Raw genomic sequence first — 16,848 nt, forward strand, 5'->3', positions numbered from 1 at the left:
TTATTAAATTAAACGATCAGTTGCTCAGTACGTTCGCGAAAAACATCCTGGTAATAACGTTCGGCGACGTCCGGGTGGGAACGCAGCCGCCCTTTGAGGTAATTCCAGCCAACATCCCGCAGCAGCGGATTTTGCGGATCGCTATCCGGGCCGAGCGCTTCCTGCGCCAGATGGGCGGGCAGGCGGTACACCGGCACCACGGCATCGAGCTGCGCGCCAAGAAAGAAGGCGATAGAGAGACGTTCCTGTTCTGCCGGCGGCGAGACCACGCGATGAACGGTGGCGCGCAGATAACCATTAGTCGCCAGCTCAAGCAGCTCGCCGATATTTACCACAAAGCTGCCCGCCAGCGGCGTGGCATCGATCCAGCGGTCCGGCGCGACTTCCACCTGCAGTCCTTTCTGCTCGTCCTGTAACAGGAAGCTTAAGAATCCGGAATCTTTATGCGCGCCGACGCCCTGGGAGCTTTTCGTTTCACGCTGTCCGGGGTAACGAATCAGTTTGATATGTTCATTCGGCTTATCGCCATACAGCGCGTCAAAGGCGTCGGCAGGCAACTGTAGCGCTTCGGCAAACGCGCGCAGCAAGGTCACCCCGACGCCGGTCATCGCCTGCTGCCAGCCCAGTAGAGTGGGTTTCAGTGACGGTAGCGCGGCGGGCCATAAATTCGGTCCCTGCAGGCGTTGCCAACGTGGCGCGTTTTCGGCGAGAGTTAAAGCCGGGCGTTCAGCGCCGATATCAAACTGTTCGCGCCAGTCCGGCTGGCCGCGAGTGAGCTCGGAAGCCGCGCGGTTATAGCCGCGAAAATGCGGGGAGTGAATCATCGCCACCTGCTGCTTTTCGCTATCATCAAGGGCAAAAAAGCGTCGGGCCTGGCGTTGAACTTCAGTTTGCAATCCGGCGTCCACGCCGTGATTAATAAGATAAAAGAAACCAATATCGCGCGCGGCCTGGCGGAGGTCGGCAAGAAAACCGGCCTTTTCAGCAGGATTGCTATAGCGGGCCAGATCGAGAATCGGCAAAGTCGTGGCGTTCATTGTGTTCTCCGAAAACGGGGTACGGGTCATTGGCTATTGAGTGATTCTGGGTTCGGCAACAACAACGGCGCATGATGATTTCCTCTGTCGGGTAGATGCGCTCAGCTTGCCTTAGCGCAATTTTTTCGACCAATAACGTTCTTTTCTAATTTATGACCGCGGTGGGTTCAGTGCTTTTGCGAAAAACGGATAAGGAGAGAGGAAACGCGTGGACGTGATGTAAAAAAGTAGCGGGATGTTGCATGATGCCGCCGCGGTCCGTATGGTGAGCGAAATTTTTCATGCAGGAAAGACAATGCACACGTCAAAAGATCCGCTTCACGGCGTGACGCTCGAAGCGTTACTCACTGACCTTGTGGCCAGATATGGCTGGGATGAACTGGCCCGACATATCAAAATCAACTGTTTCAAAAGCGATCCGAGCATTAAGTCGAGCCTGAAATTTCTGCGCCGCACGCCGTGGGCGCGTAAAGAAGTCGAAAACTTTTATCTCGATTCGCTGGAAGGGCTTATCGACAAATCTACTGCCTCTGCCGACGCTGGCCCGTGGGCCAACTGGCAGAAGAAGTAACGCTTATCAGGTTACCGCTTGTTCATTGACCCCATTGCGCAGCGCTCCCGGCGCTTTGCCGGTAATGCGTTTAAAAGCGCGGCTAAACGCGGCGAGCGAGTTGTAGCCGAGGCGGAAGGCGACTTTTTCCAGCGCTTCGCCTTCGTGGCTGATGTACTGCACCGCCAGGCGCATGCGTAATTCCGTCAGGTAGCGGGCCGGCGTGGTACCGGTGGCGGTGAGAAAACGTTCGGCGAATACCGAACGCGACAGGCCGGATTCGCGGGCTAAGTCTTCTACCTTCCAGTTGACACCGGGCTGCTGATGCATAGCGTATATCGCGCGCGATAGCTTCGGGTCGCGCAGTACCTGTACCCAGCCGGTGGCGTTACCGCAGCCGCATTCCACCCAGGCGCGGACGATCAGCGCCGCGACGACGTCGGCGAGACGTGCCAGAATGCCGGCATAGCCCACCTGACGCGTCAGGGATTCACGCTCCATTGCCGCCAGCAGCGGCTGGATTTCCGGGCGGGCGTTTAACAGGCTACTGACCAGCATCACCTCCGGCATGGCCCGAACCAGCGGCTGCATTCCGCCTAATTCAAAATCCATACAGGCGCTGAAGATCACCGCATTTTCTTCAGTATTAACGCAGCCCGCGTTTTTGACGCAGGAAACCGTCCCGCAGACCGGTTTGCTGTCGAGCTCCATCACGTTCACCCGCGCGGCTTTGCTATCTGAGAGCAGAGCATGCGCATCGCTATTGGGTATAAACACCGCATCGCCGCTCTCAAGCGAGAACTGTTTACCGTTGCTCATTTGTAGCAGCAGCGGGCCGCGGCTGACAAAATGAAACTGCGCTTTGCCAGGAACCGAATTAAACTCCACGCCAAAAGGACGAGAGGTTTCAATCCGTCGGTATTTCACTCCCGACAGCCGCATGCCCTGTAACAGCTCGCTGGTCAGATCTAAGGTTTGCTGGCTCATCGTTTTTCCGGACGAATAATCAATAATTGCAGAGTATGTATCATATATCGTCTTAACGGAAGCCACTAAGCTTGGCGAATGTTAATGATTCTGGAGAGATGTATATGAGTTCTTGCATTGTCGCTGAAGAGAGCGCAGTTAACGCCCGTCCGGCGTGGCGCGCCGTGTATGCGCTGGCGCTGGGGGTCTTCGGCCTGATCGTCGCTGAATTTCTACCAGCCAGTTTACTGACGCCAATGGCCAGCAGCCTTGGCGTGAGTGAAGGGATGGCCGGACAGGCGGTGACCGCCACGGCGTTAATCGCTCTGGTGACGGGGTTGTTGATTACCTCTGCAACCCGCAATATCGACCGGCGTTGGGTGCTGATGTTCTTTTCCGTATTGCAAATCATCTCCAGTCTGATCGTGGCCTTTGCCGGTTCACTGGAGTTCCTGCTGCTGGGACGCCTGCTGCTTGGCATCGCTATCGGCGGCTTCTGGGCGATGTCGACGGCGACGGCGATGCGGCTGGTACCGGCGGCGATGGTGCCGAAAGCGCTGGCGATTATCTTCTCGGCGGTGTCGATTGCCACCGTAGTGGCGGCGCCGCTGGGTAGCTACCTGGGCGCGCTCATTGGCTGGCGTAACGTCTTTATCATCTGCGCCGTACCGAGCCTGGTCGCGCTACTGTGGCAGCTATGGGTACTGCCGTCGATGCGCCCGGAGAGCGCTGGCAGCTTTAGTACGCTCTTTAAGGTACTGCGGCGGCCGGGAATGGTTGGCGGTCTGCTGGCTTCAATTTTGATTTTTGGCGGCCACTTCGCTTTCTTTACCTATCTGCGGCCATTTCTCGAAACCGTGGCGCTGGCAAGCGTAGAAGGGGTATCGTTGATATTGCTGGGGTTCGGCGTGGCCAACTTTATTGGCACCTCGCTTGCCGGGCATCTGCTGGCGCGCAGTTTGCGGATGACGCTGGCGCTGGTTCCACTGGCGATGAGCGTGCTGGCGCTGATGATGGTGCTGTATGGTCATATTGCGCTACTCGATGGTCTGTTGGTCGCCCTGTGGGGATTTGCATTCGGCCTGGTGCCGGTGGCCTGGTCAACCTGGCTTGCCACCACGGTACCGGATGAAGCGGAAAGCGCAGGGGGATTATTAGTCGCGGCGATCCAGTTGGCCATTAGCGCCGGGGCTGCCGGCGGTGGGGCAATATTTGATATCAGCGGCGCCAGCGGCGTATTTACCGGCAGCGGACTGTTATTATTAAGCGCCATGCTGATTGTCTTTATTGGCGTCAGGGTGACGCCGCCGGTCAGAAACAATTAATGATTAAACGCGCCAACTGGCGCGTTTATTTTTCTTCAGGCGCAGCGAGTACTCATTTTATTATTATAAAACGAGCGGGTAATTGATGAGTTGAAAACTATGTATGCTTTCCCGCATGAATGCGGTTGCTGGCCTCAGCGTTTTGTCAGGTGGCTTCCATCACAGATTGGGCGCTATGTTATTAATTATTCTGTTAAATAGCGTCTGTCAGTTGGTCAACGATAACTTTACCGCTGTTATCAAACTGGGTAATACGAAAATTAACGTTCCACGAGCGACGAGTATTAAATTTATCAAACAGGGAGACGCGGCCTTTTTTCTTACCCTCTTTATTGAGGATCACCCACTCAGTCACTTCGGTATACTGCTGGCTAGGTTGATGACCGCTTTGTTGTTCAACTAATTGGTCTTCAGAATCCAGTTTTAAATAATCGCGTAACATTTTGCACCTCTTTGTTAATGTTTTTTTAACGTTACTCCTTTTTTTGATTCTTTCAATCTGAGTTTTTAATCGATGTGTGTGACTATTAGTCGGCGATCTAGCTGGTATATTTTTGCTAATCACTCTGCTGAATATCAGTTCATTGTGACCATCCTGCACCGGACCAATCTAAGGACGCGAAGCGATGGATGCCTCATCCAGCGGAAAGGGCCCGTTGGATTTGGCATCGATTACCCGGTTTTTGGGATTGAGGTTATTCATCGTGCTGATGGATATTACAGCACCGCTACGTACTTAATACCGTTATTGTTCTGTTTTAGCCTTTCCAGCGCCTGCGGGATCTCGTCGAAGCTGACGCTTTCTATCGGCGGCATCACCAGTTCGCCGCGGCCGATCTGCTGCAGCATGCTTTCCCCGGCCTGACGTAATCGACTCCACTGTCTCTGGGTACCGTAAGGATGGATTGCCGCCAGCGCGACCTCATGTAGTGAGATACTGGTAGTAAACGCCGGTAGCGGCGCGTGCTCGAGCCGGTCCTGTATACAGACCAGATGGCCGTAGTAGCCCAGCAACCCGGCAAGCGAAAGGGCATTTTGCTGGTTTACGGTATCGAAAGCGGCGTACAGCGATTTACCCGCCAGCGCGCGTTTTAACTCCTGCGGCCACGAGGTATGGTGATAATCAAAGGCCTGAATCACCCCGCGAGCCAGCAGTTTCGCGTGATGTGTGGCGCTGGCAGTGACGTAGACGTTAGCGCCGCTCTCAATCAATAACTGGCTTAACAGACTGCCAGCAGCGCCGCCGGCGCCGCTGACCAGTACATTCTCGCCAGCCGGAAGGGGGATCTTTTGCGCTGCCTGCCACGCCGTCAGACCGGGGCACGGCAGCGCCGCAGCGGTGAGGTCGCTGATGTGGTCGGGAACCGCAATCACCGCCTGAGCGCTGACTAACGTATGGCGGGCAAAGCTACCGTCAAAACGCAGGTCGGTGTGATACATCACTCGCGTGCCGGGACGAAGGTGGCGGGCGTTGCGGCCAACGGCGGTAATCACCCCCATACCGTCGACGCCGGGGATCTGATCCTCCTGCCAGGCGTCGGAGAGACCGGCCATCAGCTTCCAGTCGACCGGATTAAGGCCAATGGCGCGGTTCTCGATCAGCACCTGATCGTCAGCGGGTGTGACTAACGTTTTCTCATGGCGTTCGAGCAGAAGCGGGGAGGCGTGCTTTTTCCACAGCCAGGCGTCGGTTTTTATCATTGTTTCTTCCTCTGGTGTTGGTGAGCTATCCATTTAAACAAAATCAGAACTCAAGATAATTCCCTAAATAGCAATTATCTATTGCGATTAGTGCTGTTTATTGCAATAGCATTCCATGAAACACTTTGCTCATATTTTCAACGTGATACCGCCAGGCGGTTGACGGAGTGACCTATGAGCATCGAAAAATTAACCCAGCAGCCGCTAACGATTGGCGTTGAACTGCCGCTGGACAATGACTGGTCAACAAGCGGACAGCTAAAACGGCAGCGCGACGGGCGACCGTTTGGCGTGCCGGATATGAGCGAGCACGCGGAGCGCATTAAACTGGCGGATACGCTCGGTTTTCGCGCCGCCTGGATCCGCGATGTTCCGCTGTACGATCCGCAGTTTGGCGATGCGGCTAACGTCTTTGAAGCCTTTACCTACCTCGGCTATTTATCGAGCCTGACGCAAAATATTTTACTGGGCACGGCGGCGGTTGTGCTGCCGTTACGTCAACCCTGGCTGGTACGTAAAGCCGCCGCCACGGTGCAGGCGCTCAGCGGCGACCGGCTGCTATTGGGCATCGCCAGCGGCGACAGGCCGGTCGAATACCCGCTATTTGGTGAAGACTACGCCAGCCGTGGCGAGCGTTTCCGTCACGGCGTGAGCGTGCTGAAGGGGGAGACCGATCGTCAACTGGAGCCGGGCCTGCAGTTATTGCCAGCCAAACCGACTCCGCCGCTGCTGGTTGCTGGTTTGGCGCAACAAACGGCGCAATGGGTAGGCAGTAACATGGATGGCTGGCTCGCCTATCCAGGTCAGCCTGACGAGCACGTTAGCCGCGTCAGGCTGTGGCGCCGGGTAGCGGGCGAGAAACCCTATATCAGCTTCATCCATCTGGATCTGCAAGATGACCCCAATTCGGCTATTCAGCGCCATCGTTTTGGCATCAGCAGCGGCCGCCATGGTCTCATTCAGGAATTGAATGCGATGCGCGATGCCGGCGTGAACCATATCGGCCTGCATTTCCGCCGTAACCAGCGTCCGCTGGCCGAGACGATGCAGGAGATTGGCGAACTGGTGCTGCCGGCATTCCATCATTAAAGTACGCCGTCACCGCCGTCAGAACACCAGACCTGGCCGGAGGCATACGAGCAGGCATCAGAGGCGAGGGTGACATACAGCGGGGCGATCTCAACGGGTTGCCCTGGCCGCCCCAGCGGCGTATCGCCGCCGAAGTTTTGCACTTTTTCTGCCGGCTGTCCGCCGCTTGACTGCAGCACCGTCCAGTACGGGCCGGGAGCGACTGCATTGACCCGGATCCCACGCGGCCCTAACTGCTTGGCCAGCGATTTGGTGAATGCCACCAGGCAGGCTTTGGTCTGGGCATAATCCAGCAGGATTGGGCTCGGTTTAAAAGCCTGGACCGAAGAGGTGTTGATAATCACGCTTTGGGCTTTGAGGTGCGGCAGCGCGGCTTTGGTTATCCAGAACGGCGCATAGACGTTGGTTTTGAAAGTAGCATCGAAATCGGCGGTGGTGAGTTGCTCAATTTTTTCACAGTATTGCTGACGACCTGCATTGTTCACAACAATATCCAAACCGCCAAGACCGCTTACCGCTTTTTCCACCAGCGTTTCACAGAAGGATTCCACGCGAATATCGCCCGGTATCGCCACCGCGGTACGGCCTTCCGCTTTGATAAGCGCGATGACGGCGTCCGCATCGCTCTGTTCTTCCGGCAGATAGTTAATGGCAACATCCGCGCCCTCGCGGGCAAAGGCGATGGCCACGGCGCGACCAATCCCGGAATCTCCGCCGGTAATCAGCGCTTTCTTACCCTGTAGCCGTCCTGAACCGCTATAGCTGACTTCACCATGATCCGGTGTGGGTTCCATTTCGGCGGCCAGGCCGGGAGGGGTTTGCGGTTGATCGGGGAAAGGGGGGTGTGGCCAATGGTTGGTACGCAGTTTGTCATTATCCATAGCAATCTCCTTCACAGAAAAGAGTAATGATAGAAGACATGCGGAAGTTTTTAAAAATACAGCTGGAGTCTAAATAGATATATTCCCGGTTTTTTACGGGGCAACTGTTTGATATAAGAGGTTTTGCAAACTGATTTCTTTGCTGTGGTTTTTAGGATTATTCAATGATGAAATGTTTCGAATTATAATCTTTAACATTTTTTACATTACACTTTTTATCTCGACGGGATAGTTTTTTATTTATCCTGTGGTTGCGTTTATTTCTCTCATAAAATATCACCTTATGCCGCTAAGTTGTTATTTTGCGGCTTCGCTATTTATTGTTTAATTAATTTTGTGGTGGCTTTTAATTAATTATTAGTGAATTGCTTTTTTTAGTGATTACGCCATGCTTAGTTTTCGACGGCGATGATTTAGACCGATAAATCATCATTAACTAACCGAGCTAAAAGGTAACCATTATGGCAGAACATAGAGGCGGTTCAGGTAATTTCGCAGAAGACCGGGATAAAGCATCTGAGGCCGGACGTAAAGGCGGTCAGCACAGCGGCGGGAATTTTAAAAATGACCCGGAACGTGCATCCGAAGCCGGTAAAAAAGGCGGTAAAAACAGCCATGGCGGCGGCCGTAAATCCGGTGACAGTTAGTCAGTTGAAGTAAATTTGGTTGATCAGCAAACAACCATAGACAAAATACCCTGCGGGTCATTTGGCCCGCTTTTTTTTAAAGGTGTGATTTATGAAAATTCAAACCATTGAAGATATTTTTACCCATTTATTATCGGATACCTATAGCGCGGAAAAACAGTTAACCCGCGCGCTGGCTAAACTATCCCGCGCCAGCGCATGTGAAGAGCTACAAACCGCATTCAGCGCTCACCTCGAGGAAACGCAGGGCCATATAGAACGTATCGATAAACTCCTCGAACAAAATGATCAAATTCGCCTGAAACGGATGAAGTGCGTGGCGATGGAAGGGCTTATCGAAGAGGCCAACGAAGTGATCGAAGCGACGGAAAAGAACGAGATCCGCGATGCTGCGCTGATAGCCGCCGCGCAGAAAGTTGAACACTATGAAATTGCGGCCTACGGTACGCTGTGTACGCTGGCAGAGCAACTCGGCTATAAAGCCGCGGTGAAACTGCTGGCGGAAACGCTGGAAGAAGAAAAAGACGCTGATATGAAATTAACGTACATCGCCGTTGGACACGTCAATCAGGATGCCCAACAGTCCGCTTAATCCTATCTAAGGCATCAGGCAAAAAAATGAGTCTTAGTCCGGTTGTAATAAAAAGGTGTCATCTCGTCGCGGCGATAATGTGGTTTGTACTGGCTATACCGTCGGTAATATGGTGGAAAGACAGTGTCCTGTGGGTCATCATTATTAGTATTTATGCAAATATTGTCGGCCACTTATCCGGGTATAGCGCAGCGCGAGCCGACCAGGCCGCAGAAGAAGAAAATAAAGATAAGGCTGAAGAGTAATCATCTTGTATAAAGAGGTTGTTATGACTGATATTGAAAACTATCACGATTGGTTGCGTGACGCGCACGCTATGGAAAAGCAGGCTGAATCAATGCTTGAATCAATGGTAAAACGCATCGACAGCTACCCGGAATTATGTACCCGCCTTGAGCAGCATCTTTTTGAAACCCGTCGGCAAATTACCGTGCTGGATGATATTATTGCGCGCAATAATATTTCCCGCTCTGTTCTTAAAGACTCAATGAGTAAAATCGCCGCGATGGGACAATCTATTGGTGGAATGTTTCCACAAGATGAAGTGGTGAAAGGGGTGATCAGCGGCTACGTTTTCGAGCAATTTGAGGTCGCCTGTTATACCTCCTTATTAACCGCCGCGCAAAAGGTCAACGATCATGATTCGATTGCTGATTTAGAAAGTATTCTGGCGGAAGAAAGAGGCATGGCCGAATGGTTGCTGCATCATATACCCGATATTACGGAGCAATATATTATTCGCTCCGAAACGCCGGGTTTTGATGCCAAGCGTTAGCGGCAAAAGGTTTATAAATGATACGCCTCCTTGCCATCTTGTCACGAATTAACCAAATCTCGCTGGCTCTAACGAGGGCGGAAAAGCAGATTATGTTAGAGATAAATTTCAGCGAGCACTGTCAGTGTCCGTCATTGACCCCGAGGCAGCAAATGATGGTAGATAAACTTGCCACACGTCCGAAGCCTGCGCAGAGAAAATAAGAGCTTATACCTCGGGTATGTTTCGGGCGCTCGTGATGTTCTGCTGATACGAGGGGGAATAATGCCTCGCCAACCGTGCTTTCAAAACGCTGTAATTTATCAGGTTGATACCTCGCTGTTTTATGATGCCAATGGTGATGGCTGTGGCGATCTGGCCGGAATAAGGCAAAAACTCTATTACTTACGTAGCCTTGGGGTGACGGTATTGTGGTTAACCCCCTTTTATCTGACCCCATTTCTCGATGACGGTTACGATGTGCAGGATCATCTGCAGCCCGATCCGCGTTTTGGGCAAATTAGCGACGTTATTCGACTGATTGATGACGCGCGCGAATTGGGGATACGCGTAATCATCGAGTTGGTTATCCAGCATACCTCTTCGCAACATCCCTGGTTTCAAGAGGCGCGTAAAAACAGGCATTCTCCTTTCCGGCCATATTATCTCTGGGCCGATTCGCCGCCCAAACAGGACGATCCGCCAATGTTTCCCGGTGTCGAAAAGAGCGTCTGGCGCTGGGATCAACAGGCGGGACAGTATTATCGCCACATGTTCTATCGCCACGAGCCGGATCTCAATCTGGTGCACCCTCCGGTGATAGACGAAATTGACAATATTGTGCGTTTTTGGCTACGCGTAGGGATTACGGTTATCGCTGGTTTAGCCGCCAGCACGATTAACGGCGCTTGCGCGGGCGGCGTAGTAGTCCGCGTAATATCATCAGTCCAAATGCGATCCCTACGCCAGATGCGACTTTACCAGGCAAATCGGCGCTGACGTTAAATGAACGCTGGCGAGCGCCGGCGCTAAATGTCCCGCGAGAGCTGTGCTCGCCCCGCACGGCAGAATAGAGATCGTCTGGCTTTTCGCTACGTTTTGCTTGCGCTGTCAGCTGACCTTCCCAGGCTTTGTTAACCATCAGGCGGTCAAGTAGTGAAGGGAAGAAAAACTGGCCAACGATGGATTGAATGGTGCTTTTACCTACCCACAATTCGCGAACGGGGCGCTGAACGACGCTGAAAATCGCCTCTGCCGCCACCTCCGGCTGATAAACCGGGGGAACGGGCTGCATCTCTTTATCCATTTTATTCCTTGCCCAACCAAACTGTGTCGTATTCATTCCGGGCAGTTGCACCATGGTTAATTGGATCCGGCTGCGTTGATGCATCAGTTCGGTTCGCACTGCATCGGTAAATCCGCGAATCGCCGCCTTCGCGCCGCAATACGCCGATTGCAAAGGGATGGAACGCCAGGCAAGCGCGGAGCCCACCTGGATTATTATCCCGCGGTTTCTCGGGCTCATGACCTCCAGCGCGGCGCGTGTGCCGTTGACATAACCCAGATAGGTCACCTCCGTCACGCGGCGAAATTCCTCATCACTCATCAGATGGAAGGGCGCTAACACCGTGGTCATAGCATTATTAATCCACACCTCAATGGCGCCGAGCTGGGTTTCGATTTCCGCCGCGGCTTGCCGCAGCGAGCGGGCGTCAGCGACATCAGCGCTGATAACCTGCGTCCGCACGCCGAACTGGCGGCATGCGTGTTCGGCCTCCTGTAACCCACTTTCATCGCGCGCAATAATCGCCACGTCATAGCCGGCTTTCGCAAAGCGTAGCGCCGTCGCTTTACCGGCGCCCGCACTACCGCCGGTGATAACCATTACCGCCATAGTCGCCTCGATTGGTCTGAACATGGCATTTCGCCATGGTGTTTTGGTTACTGAGTACTTAAGTATTATTGATTCATTGCTGACCGGTGGTCGGAAATATCTTAGAGTACTTATTATGGCTAACAAGCGACATTATTTATAATGGCAATGGATAAAATTCGTGGTAACGCTACCTTTATAATTCAATGCCGCAAAGTTGGAGGGGGTATGTATATTAATTATGTTACTGAAAAAGAAGAGGACGACCCGACACGGGCACCTGAGTCGGGCGATAAGCAACCGGAACGCGATAAGTAACGTCTCACGTTTCGGTCGGAATAATTGAAATCTGGCCGTTACGTTCGAGGATCGCAAATTTAATCTTCTCAAGTTGATATATACCATGGTGCTGTCGCGCGGCGAGCAATATGTCATCCACAGAGATATCGACCATTTTCATTTTATCGTCAGCGACAACGCCATTTTCTACGACGATCGTCGGCGAACCATCAAGATAATTCTCAGCCTGCGAAAAGCGTTTCTTAATATAGCCAAATAAAATATCTACGCTGACCAGCGTGACAATCGTCAGCATTGAGCCGGTAACAGAATAGTCGGTACTGAGCATGGCCTGCTGGGTGGCCTCACTGATAATTAGCAGTAAAATCAGATCAAAACTGGTGAGTTGCATAAGCGTTCTTCTGCCAGCAACTTTAAAAATAATCAATAAGATAAGATAGATTGCGACGGCTCTGAGCACCATTTCCATCGTTGTGGCTCCTACGGAAAGACAAATTGGTTAAAGGTGACGGCGGGTTGCTGATTCGCCTGCAGTGTCGTGGAAAGGTTGCCGAAAGTTTTTGGCGTGATGGATAACCACACTGAAAGCGGCGCGCCACGGCTATTTTCATTGTAAACCAGGATCAGATGACCGTTAGCGCTGTACATTTTATCGGGCTGCGGTCGAATATCGCCAATTTGGTAATGGCTTAATAACGTGGGTGAAAAATCCACTGAGGTATGAGCGAGGCTACTGTTTTTCACCTGAATATTGACTTCGGTTTCGCTCATTAGTCTGGCAAAACGGTCATAGTCTACCGTTAACGATGAAGCGGAATTCTCATGATGGGCGGAACTCAGGATGCCAGATGAAAATAAACCGCATAATGCAGCAATGATAATAATGGCGAGAAAAACCACCCCGTAGCGCCGGAAGTTATACTCGAAGCGTAGCGCCTGTAGATTCTCGTTTATCTCTGGCGGATCCTGTTGATTATTGTCCATTATTTGGGCTCCAGCATGATGTTTATATTTAACGCAGCGATAGCGACGTTGTTATTTTAGCTGATATCAGAATTATTGACGTTGTTAAAATCGCTATCAGCGGCCAGACTTTAATAACAGTCTGCTGACATGAAAGGTGAAATAATGAGGAAAAAGCTAATCGCGACACTCTGTTTGTTACTCACCGCTGGCGTCTGGGCTGAAGAAAAGGGCGGTTTTAAAAACGATGCTGCGCCGCCGCCACCGCACCAGCTGGACGACGGCTATCGCGGTATGGAGGATGGCCGGATTATGACCATTGAACAGGCGAAAACTATGCACGACGGCGCGACTATTTCCCTGCGCGGCAATGTGATTAAGCATGAAGGCGACGACCGCTATCTGTTCCGTGATAAGACCGGCACCATTGCGGCCATTATTCCGGCAGCCGTTTTTGATGGTCAGGAAATCAAGCCGGACAAACTGGTGAGCATTAACGGAAGCCTGGATAGCAAAATGACGCCGCCGCTGGTGCGGGTTGATAAGCTGCGCCAACAGGCGCCCAATTAACCGGAGAGCCAGACGATGAGCAGAGCGCATCACCATGAACTGGATAAACGCGGTAAACACCCGGCGCGCGAAGAGCCGGGTAAACACGGTGAGATCCCACGTAAACGGGATGATAGCGACGATCACAAAAGCGATCCCTATCATCCGACGGAAAACGCCAAAGCGGTTTGTTTCTGCTGAGGCTAATGATACCCCGCGCGGTGCGCGGGGTTAGCGTTTACTAACGTAGCGCGTTTCGCCAGTCAGCGATCAGGTCTTGCGGATCTTCAATACCTACCGAGAGTCGGATCAACTGCGGCGTTATGCCATTCGCCAGCCGCTGTTCCAGCGGAATGGAGGCGTGGGTCATGCTGAATGGCTGGCTCACCAGGCTTTCCACACCCCCCAGGCTTTCCGCCAGGGTAAATAACCGTAGTTTTTTGATGATGCGCCCGGCGTAGTCATCATCTCCTTTGACCACAACGGAAATCATACCGCCTGGCAGGGCCATCTGTCGGCGAGCCAGATCGTGATGAGGATGGCTGGCGAGCCAGGGGAACCACACTTTCTCGACCTGCGGCTGCTGCTCCAGCCATTCCGCCAGCAGCAGAGCGTTGCTGCTATGACGTTCCACCCGTAGAGCCAGGGTGCGAATGCCGCGCAGGGTCAGGAAGCTGCTGAATGGGTCAAGTACGCCGCCGACGGCGTTTTGCAGATAGCCCAGCTTCTCGGCTAGCGCGGGGTTGTCGCCAACCACCGCCAGACCGGCAACCACGTCCGAGTGGCCGTTGAGATATTTGGTCGCCGAATGCACCACGATATCAAAGCCCAGTTCGATAGGGCGATGAATGATCGGTGAGGCGAAGGTATTATCGGTGACGCTGATAATGTTATGTCGACGGGCAATCTCGGCAATGGCCGCAAGATCGGCCAGCTTGAGTAACGGATTGGTCGGCGTTTCCACCCAAATCATCCGCGTATCAGGGCGGATTGCGGCCTCGATGCCTGGCAGATCGTCAGGTTTTACCCAGGTGACCTGTAACCCGGCACTACGACGGCGAACATTTTCAATCAGTCGGTATGTGCCGCCATAAACATCATCTACCGCTACCAGGTGGCTGTCCTTATCCAGCAGTTCCAGTACCGTGGAAATGGCCGCGAGGCCTGAAGCGAAAGCAAAACCCCGGCTACCGCTTTCCAGCTCCGCGATGGCCGTCTCCAGCGCGTGGCGGGTCGGATTACCGCTACGTGAATATTCGTAGCCGGTATGCTGGCCCGGCGCGGGCTGGGCAAAGGTGGAGGTGGCGTAAATCGGCGGCATCACCGCGCCATGCTGGTCGTTAAAAATGCCGCTATGGACGCTGAGCGTCTGTAAGTTTTTCATGTTCGTTCCTTATTGTTCCAGTCGGTTACGCCAGGTGGTCAGGACGTCGCTACGGGTAATCAGGCCGATAAACCGATCGTTATCGGTGACGACCACGACGTGTCCACGGTCGAAGATATCTTTAAGCGCGCTTTCCGGGGCGTGCTTATCCAGGGTTTCGACATGGCGGGTCATCGCCTCTCTGACCGGCAGCGCGAAACGCCGGCTGTCGCCCTGGACGTGGCTTATCAGATCCCATTCATCGACGATGCCTACCACGTGACCGTTTTCCAGCACCGGCAGCTGGGAGAAATCGTACAGGCGCATACGAGCAAGGACGGCAGCCAGCGTATCGTCGGGCGCGGCGGTGACGGTTGCGCCTTCGTCATGACGCAGGGCAATAAAATCGCTAAGATCGCCGCGCGTCGGACGGCTTAGCAGACCTTGCTGGCGCATCCAGTCATCGTTGAACATTTTCGACAGGTACTTGTTACCGCTATCGCAGGCGAAGGTCACCACCCGTTTAGCGGTGGACTGCGCCCGGCAGTAGCGCAGGGCTGCTGTCAGCAGGGTGCCCGTTGACGATCCGGCGAGGATACCTTCCACCTGCAGCAGTTGCCGGGCGGTGGCGAACGCTTCACGATCGGTCACCCGCCATGCTTTGCGTACTTTCTCCAGATGGGCGAGCGGGGGAATAAAATCTTCGCCAATCCCCTCCACCAGCCAGGAGCCGGTTTCACCGTATTGTCCGGTCTCTACCTGATCCGCCAGAATCGACCCCGCAGGATCGGCAAGAATAAATTCGGTTTTCGGCGAATGTTCCGCAAACCACGCCTGCAAACCGCCCAGGGTACCGCCTGAGCCGACACCGACCACCACGGCGTCAATATCGCCATCGAGCTGCTCAAACAGCTCCGGCGCGGTAGTGGTGGCATGAGCCAACGGGTTGGCTTCATTGTTGAACTGGTCAATATAAAACGCGCCCGGCGTTTCCTCCGCCAGACGGCGGGCGTAGTCCTGATAATAGGCGGGATGGCCTTTGTTGACGTCCGAGCGGGTTAACTGCACGGTGGCGCCCAGCGCGCGCAGATGGAAAATTTTCTCGCGGCTCATTTTGTCCGGTACCACCAGGATCAGTTTGTAGCCTTTCTGGGCGGCAATCAGCGCCAGCCCCAGCCCGGTATTACCGGCGGTGGCTTCAATGATGGTGCCGCCGGGGCGCAGTTTTCCCTGGCGCTCGGCTTCATTAATCATCGACAACGCCACGCGATCCTTTATCGAACCGCCGGGGTTTTGGTTTTCCAGTTTCAGGAACAGGCTGCACGGGCTGGTATCCAGTTTATGCAGCTGTAACAGCGGGGTATGACCAATCAGGTCGCTTACAGAGTGAAAGAGTGACATAACCATTTACCCATTCGTATCGAGATAGCTGAATGGTAGAACTGTAAAAACGGCATTTTAAAGAACATAAATCTGCCGTTTAGCGCAAAATGGAATATAAGATGCTTTTTAGCCATCCAGAAGGAAAGCAGGTTATCCGCCCGGGCGTATCGATTGCTGGAATAGCGGTTTTTTGCCTTGTTTTTAAGCAAATTAGCCGCTGCCTTTAACCTGTCTATGCGTTTTCCGGCAAAGCATTACTGAAAATTATCGATAGCTTGACTCTCCAGGCATAGCGATTATAAATAAATTGACTATGCCGATACGGCAAGGCTATGACCGTCACTGGATTACCACCTGGACCGATAAGGGAATACTGATGAAACTGTGGAATAAAACGCTGATTACCTCTGCATTGTGCCTGGCGTTGTTTGGCTGCGATGACTCATCGAAAGTCGACAATAAACTGGATCAGGCCAAAGATAACGCGGAACAAATTAAAGATGCGGCCGCCGATAAAGCGCGGGCCATTAAGCAAGAAGCGGATAAGCAGATCGACGACATCAAAACGCAGGCCAATAATGAAGCTGATAGCCTGAAAAACCAGGCCAGCAGTATTAAATCTGAAGCCGACAAGAAAGCCGACGCGATTGCCCAGGATGCGAAAAATAAAGCGGATGCGGTTAAACAGGATGCGCAGCAAAAAAGCGATGCGATCATGAAAGAGGCGGGAAAAATTAAAGATAACGCCATCGTTGAAGCCAACCAGCTTTCCGCCGATGCCGCCAATAAAACTAAAGAGATAAAAGAGAGTATCGCGCCGGAGCAAGCGCCAGCTCAGCAGGCGCCGGCCGGCCAGCAGTAAGATACTGGACTGC

The 16,848-nt window shown here is 53.2% G+C and carries 20 protein-coding genes and 1 pseudogene; 11 read left to right on the top strand and 10 right to left on the bottom strand.

Annotation, left to right across the window (positions count from 1 at the left end; all coding sequences use genetic code 11):
* Positions 1-8: 8 nt before the first annotated feature.
* Entirely contained in the window at positions 9-1,037 is a 1,029-nt protein-coding gene (locus tag PGS10_RS01125; RefSeq protein WP_316422256.1) for an isopenicillin N synthase family dioxygenase, read from the bottom strand.
* Between the two features lie 295 nt (positions 1,038-1,332).
* On the opposite strand from PGS10_RS01125, the gene PGS10_RS01130 reads away from it, so the two are divergent.
* Positions 1,333-1,608, top strand: a complete 276-nt coding sequence (locus tag PGS10_RS01130; protein WP_047048980.1) for a VF530 family DNA-binding protein — start codon at positions 1,333-1,335, stop codon at positions 1,606-1,608.
* A 6-nt stretch (positions 1,609-1,614) separates the two neighbouring features.
* On the opposite strand, the gene PGS10_RS01135 is transcribed toward PGS10_RS01130, so the two are convergent.
* Positions 1,615-2,574, bottom strand: a complete 960-nt coding sequence (locus tag PGS10_RS01135; RefSeq protein ID WP_047079210.1) for an AraC family transcriptional regulator — start codon at positions 2,572-2,574, stop codon at positions 1,615-1,617.
* Between the two features lie 104 nt (positions 2,575-2,678).
* Between PGS10_RS01135 and PGS10_RS01140 the strand changes: the two genes are divergently transcribed.
* Positions 2,679-3,878: an MFS transporter gene (locus PGS10_RS01140; RefSeq protein WP_213292565.1), complete on the top strand. Its 1,200-nt coding sequence runs from the start codon at positions 2,679-2,681 to the stop codon at positions 3,876-3,878.
* A 193-nt stretch (positions 3,879-4,071) separates the two neighbouring features.
* Here the strand turns inward: PGS10_RS01140 and PGS10_RS01145 are convergent, their stop codons facing one another.
* Positions 4,072-4,320: a hypothetical protein gene (locus tag PGS10_RS01145; RefSeq protein WP_015366686.1), complete on the bottom strand. Its 249-nt coding sequence runs from the start codon at positions 4,318-4,320 to the stop codon at positions 4,072-4,074.
* A gap of 275 nt (positions 4,321-4,595) precedes the next feature.
* The gene (locus tag PGS10_RS01150; protein ID WP_063447053.1) at positions 4,596-5,579 is read right to left on the bottom strand and encodes a zinc-binding dehydrogenase; all 984 of its coding nucleotides are present in this window, start codon (positions 5,577-5,579) and stop codon (positions 4,596-4,598) included.
* 174 nt (positions 5,580-5,753) lie between these two features.
* Between PGS10_RS01150 and PGS10_RS01155 the strand changes: the two genes are divergently transcribed.
* Positions 5,754-6,668, top strand: a complete 915-nt coding sequence (locus tag PGS10_RS01155; RefSeq protein ID WP_316422258.1) for a TIGR03571 family LLM class oxidoreductase — start codon at positions 5,754-5,756, stop codon at positions 6,666-6,668.
* Here the strand turns inward: PGS10_RS01155 and PGS10_RS01160 are convergent.
* Entirely contained in the window at positions 6,665-7,549 is an 885-nt protein-coding gene (locus PGS10_RS01160; protein WP_047076460.1) for an SDR family oxidoreductase, read from the bottom strand. The two genes, PGS10_RS01155 and PGS10_RS01160, sit on opposite strands and share 4 nt — an antisense overlap.
* Positions 7,550-8,010: 461 nt before the next feature.
* On the opposite strand from PGS10_RS01160, the gene PGS10_RS01165 reads away from it, so the two are divergent.
* The 5 genes and pseudogenes from PGS10_RS01165 to PGS10_RS01185 form a co-directional block, all read left to right on the top strand.
* Positions 8,011-8,196, top strand: coding sequence for a general stress protein (locus PGS10_RS01165; RefSeq protein ID WP_045394453.1), 186 nt, complete (start codon positions 8,011-8,013; stop codon positions 8,194-8,196).
* 91 nt (positions 8,197-8,287) lie between these two features.
* The gene (locus tag PGS10_RS01170) at positions 8,288-8,788 is read left to right on the top strand and encodes a ferritin-like domain-containing protein (protein ID WP_047048227.1); all 501 of its coding nucleotides are present in this window, start codon (positions 8,288-8,290) and stop codon (positions 8,786-8,788) included.
* A gap of 26 nt (positions 8,789-8,814) precedes the next feature.
* Entirely contained in the window at positions 8,815-9,033 is a 219-nt protein-coding gene (locus PGS10_RS01175; RefSeq protein ID WP_047079206.1) for a hypothetical protein, read from the top strand.
* 23 nt (positions 9,034-9,056) lie between these two features.
* Positions 9,057-9,563, top strand: coding sequence for a ferritin-like domain-containing protein (locus PGS10_RS01180; protein WP_047067453.1), 507 nt, complete (start codon positions 9,057-9,059; stop codon positions 9,561-9,563).
* A 264-nt stretch (positions 9,564-9,827) separates the two neighbouring features.
* Positions 9,828-10,412, top strand: a pseudogene (locus tag PGS10_RS01185) (alpha-amylase family glycosyl hydrolase); the annotation flags it as partial.
* A 28-nt stretch (positions 10,413-10,440) separates the two neighbouring features.
* Here the strand turns inward: PGS10_RS01185 and PGS10_RS01190 are convergent.
* From PGS10_RS01190 to PGS10_RS01200, 3 genes are all read right to left on the bottom strand, one after another.
* Positions 10,441-11,460, bottom strand: coding sequence for an SDR family oxidoreductase (locus PGS10_RS01190; protein ID WP_316422259.1), 1,020 nt, complete (start codon positions 11,458-11,460; stop codon positions 10,441-10,443).
* Positions 11,461-11,737: 277 nt separating this feature from the next.
* Positions 11,738-12,184 carry a DUF421 domain-containing protein gene (locus PGS10_RS01195; protein WP_316422260.1) on the bottom strand — a complete coding sequence of 149 codons (447 nt, stop codon included), beginning with the start codon at positions 12,182-12,184 and terminating at the stop codon, positions 11,738-11,740.
* Positions 12,185-12,195: 11 nt separating this feature from the next.
* Entirely contained in the window at positions 12,196-12,699 is a 504-nt protein-coding gene (locus tag PGS10_RS01200) for a hypothetical protein (RefSeq protein WP_047048243.1), read from the bottom strand.
* 144 nt (positions 12,700-12,843) lie between these two features.
* Here PGS10_RS01200 and PGS10_RS01205 point away from each other — a divergent pair, with 144 nt between their 5' ends.
* Positions 12,844-13,248 (top strand): YdeI family stress tolerance OB fold protein, encoded by a 405-nt coding sequence (locus tag PGS10_RS01205; RefSeq protein ID WP_045394442.1) that lies wholly within the window; start codon positions 12,844-12,846, stop codon positions 13,246-13,248.
* Between the two features lie 15 nt (positions 13,249-13,263).
* Positions 13,264-13,428: a hypothetical protein gene (locus PGS10_RS01210; protein WP_074165369.1), complete on the top strand. Its 165-nt coding sequence runs from the start codon at positions 13,264-13,266 to the stop codon at positions 13,426-13,428.
* A 40-nt stretch (positions 13,429-13,468) separates the two neighbouring features.
* On the opposite strand, the gene PGS10_RS01215 is transcribed toward PGS10_RS01210, so the two are convergent.
* Positions 13,469-14,611, bottom strand: a complete 1,143-nt coding sequence (locus PGS10_RS01215; RefSeq protein WP_316422261.1) for a trans-sulfuration enzyme family protein — start codon at positions 14,609-14,611, stop codon at positions 13,469-13,471.
* A 9-nt stretch (positions 14,612-14,620) separates the two neighbouring features.
* Positions 14,621-15,997 carry a pyridoxal-phosphate dependent enzyme gene (locus PGS10_RS01220; protein WP_316422262.1) on the bottom strand — a complete coding sequence of 459 codons (1,377 nt, stop codon included), beginning with the start codon at positions 15,995-15,997 and terminating at the stop codon, positions 14,621-14,623.
* Positions 15,998-16,349: 352 nt separating this feature from the next.
* Here PGS10_RS01220 and PGS10_RS01225 point away from each other — a divergent pair, with 352 nt between their 5' ends.
* Complete coding sequence (locus tag PGS10_RS01225; RefSeq protein WP_045366309.1) at positions 16,350-16,835, top strand: hypothetical protein; 486 nt, start codon at positions 16,350-16,352, stop codon at positions 16,833-16,835.
* Positions 16,836-16,848 lie beyond the last annotated feature (13 nt).

The sequence above is a fragment of the Klebsiella sp. 141153 genome (genome assembly GCF_032601995.1).
Classification (GTDB): Bacteria; Pseudomonadota; Gammaproteobacteria; order Enterobacterales; family Enterobacteriaceae; genus Klebsiella; species Klebsiella aerogenes.

Coding starts and splice junctions, on each gene's coding strand:
- PGS10_RS01125 (WP_316422256.1), bottom strand. CDS start 1,037: ATGAACGCCACGACTTTGCCGATTCTCGATCTGGCCCGCTATAGCAAT.
- PGS10_RS01130 (WP_047048980.1), top strand. CDS start 1,333: ATGCACACGTCAAAAGATCCGCTTCACGGCGTGACGCTCGAAGCGTTA.
- PGS10_RS01135 (WP_047079210.1), bottom strand. CDS start 2,574: ATGAGCCAGCAAACCTTAGATCTGACCAGCGAGCTGTTACAGGGCATG.
- PGS10_RS01140 (WP_213292565.1), top strand. CDS start 2,679: ATGAGTTCTTGCATTGTCGCTGAAGAGAGCGCAGTTAACGCCCGTCCG.
- PGS10_RS01145 (WP_015366686.1), bottom strand. CDS start 4,320: ATGTTACGCGATTATTTAAAACTGGATTCTGAAGACCAATTAGTTGAA.
- PGS10_RS01150 (WP_063447053.1), bottom strand. CDS start 5,579: ATGATAAAAACCGACGCCTGGCTGTGGAAAAAGCACGCCTCCCCGCTT.
- PGS10_RS01155 (WP_316422258.1), top strand. CDS start 5,754: ATGAGCATCGAAAAATTAACCCAGCAGCCGCTAACGATTGGCGTTGAA.
- PGS10_RS01160 (WP_047076460.1), bottom strand. CDS start 7,549: ATGGATAATGACAAACTGCGTACCAACCATTGGCCACACCCCCCTTTC.
- PGS10_RS01165 (WP_045394453.1), top strand. CDS start 8,011: ATGGCAGAACATAGAGGCGGTTCAGGTAATTTCGCAGAAGACCGGGAT.
- PGS10_RS01170 (WP_047048227.1), top strand. CDS start 8,288: ATGAAAATTCAAACCATTGAAGATATTTTTACCCATTTATTATCGGAT.
- PGS10_RS01175 (WP_047079206.1), top strand. CDS start 8,815: ATGAGTCTTAGTCCGGTTGTAATAAAAAGGTGTCATCTCGTCGCGGCG.
- PGS10_RS01180 (WP_047067453.1), top strand. CDS start 9,057: ATGACTGATATTGAAAACTATCACGATTGGTTGCGTGACGCGCACGCT.
- PGS10_RS01190 (WP_316422259.1), bottom strand. CDS start 11,460: ATGTTCAGACCAATCGAGGCGACTATGGCGGTAATGGTTATCACCGGC.
- PGS10_RS01195 (WP_316422260.1), bottom strand. CDS start 12,184: ATGGAAATGGTGCTCAGAGCCGTCGCAATCTATCTTATCTTATTGATT.
- PGS10_RS01200 (WP_047048243.1), bottom strand. CDS start 12,699: ATGGACAATAATCAACAGGATCCGCCAGAGATAAACGAGAATCTACAG.
- PGS10_RS01205 (WP_045394442.1), top strand. CDS start 12,844: ATGAGGAAAAAGCTAATCGCGACACTCTGTTTGTTACTCACCGCTGGC.
- PGS10_RS01210 (WP_074165369.1), top strand. CDS start 13,264: ATGAGCAGAGCGCATCACCATGAACTGGATAAACGCGGTAAACACCCG.
- PGS10_RS01215 (WP_316422261.1), bottom strand. CDS start 14,611: ATGAAAAACTTACAGACGCTCAGCGTCCATAGCGGCATTTTTAACGAC.
- PGS10_RS01220 (WP_316422262.1), bottom strand. CDS start 15,997: ATGGTTATGTCACTCTTTCACTCTGTAAGCGACCTGATTGGTCATACC.
- PGS10_RS01225 (WP_045366309.1), top strand. CDS start 16,350: ATGAAACTGTGGAATAAAACGCTGATTACCTCTGCATTGTGCCTGGCG.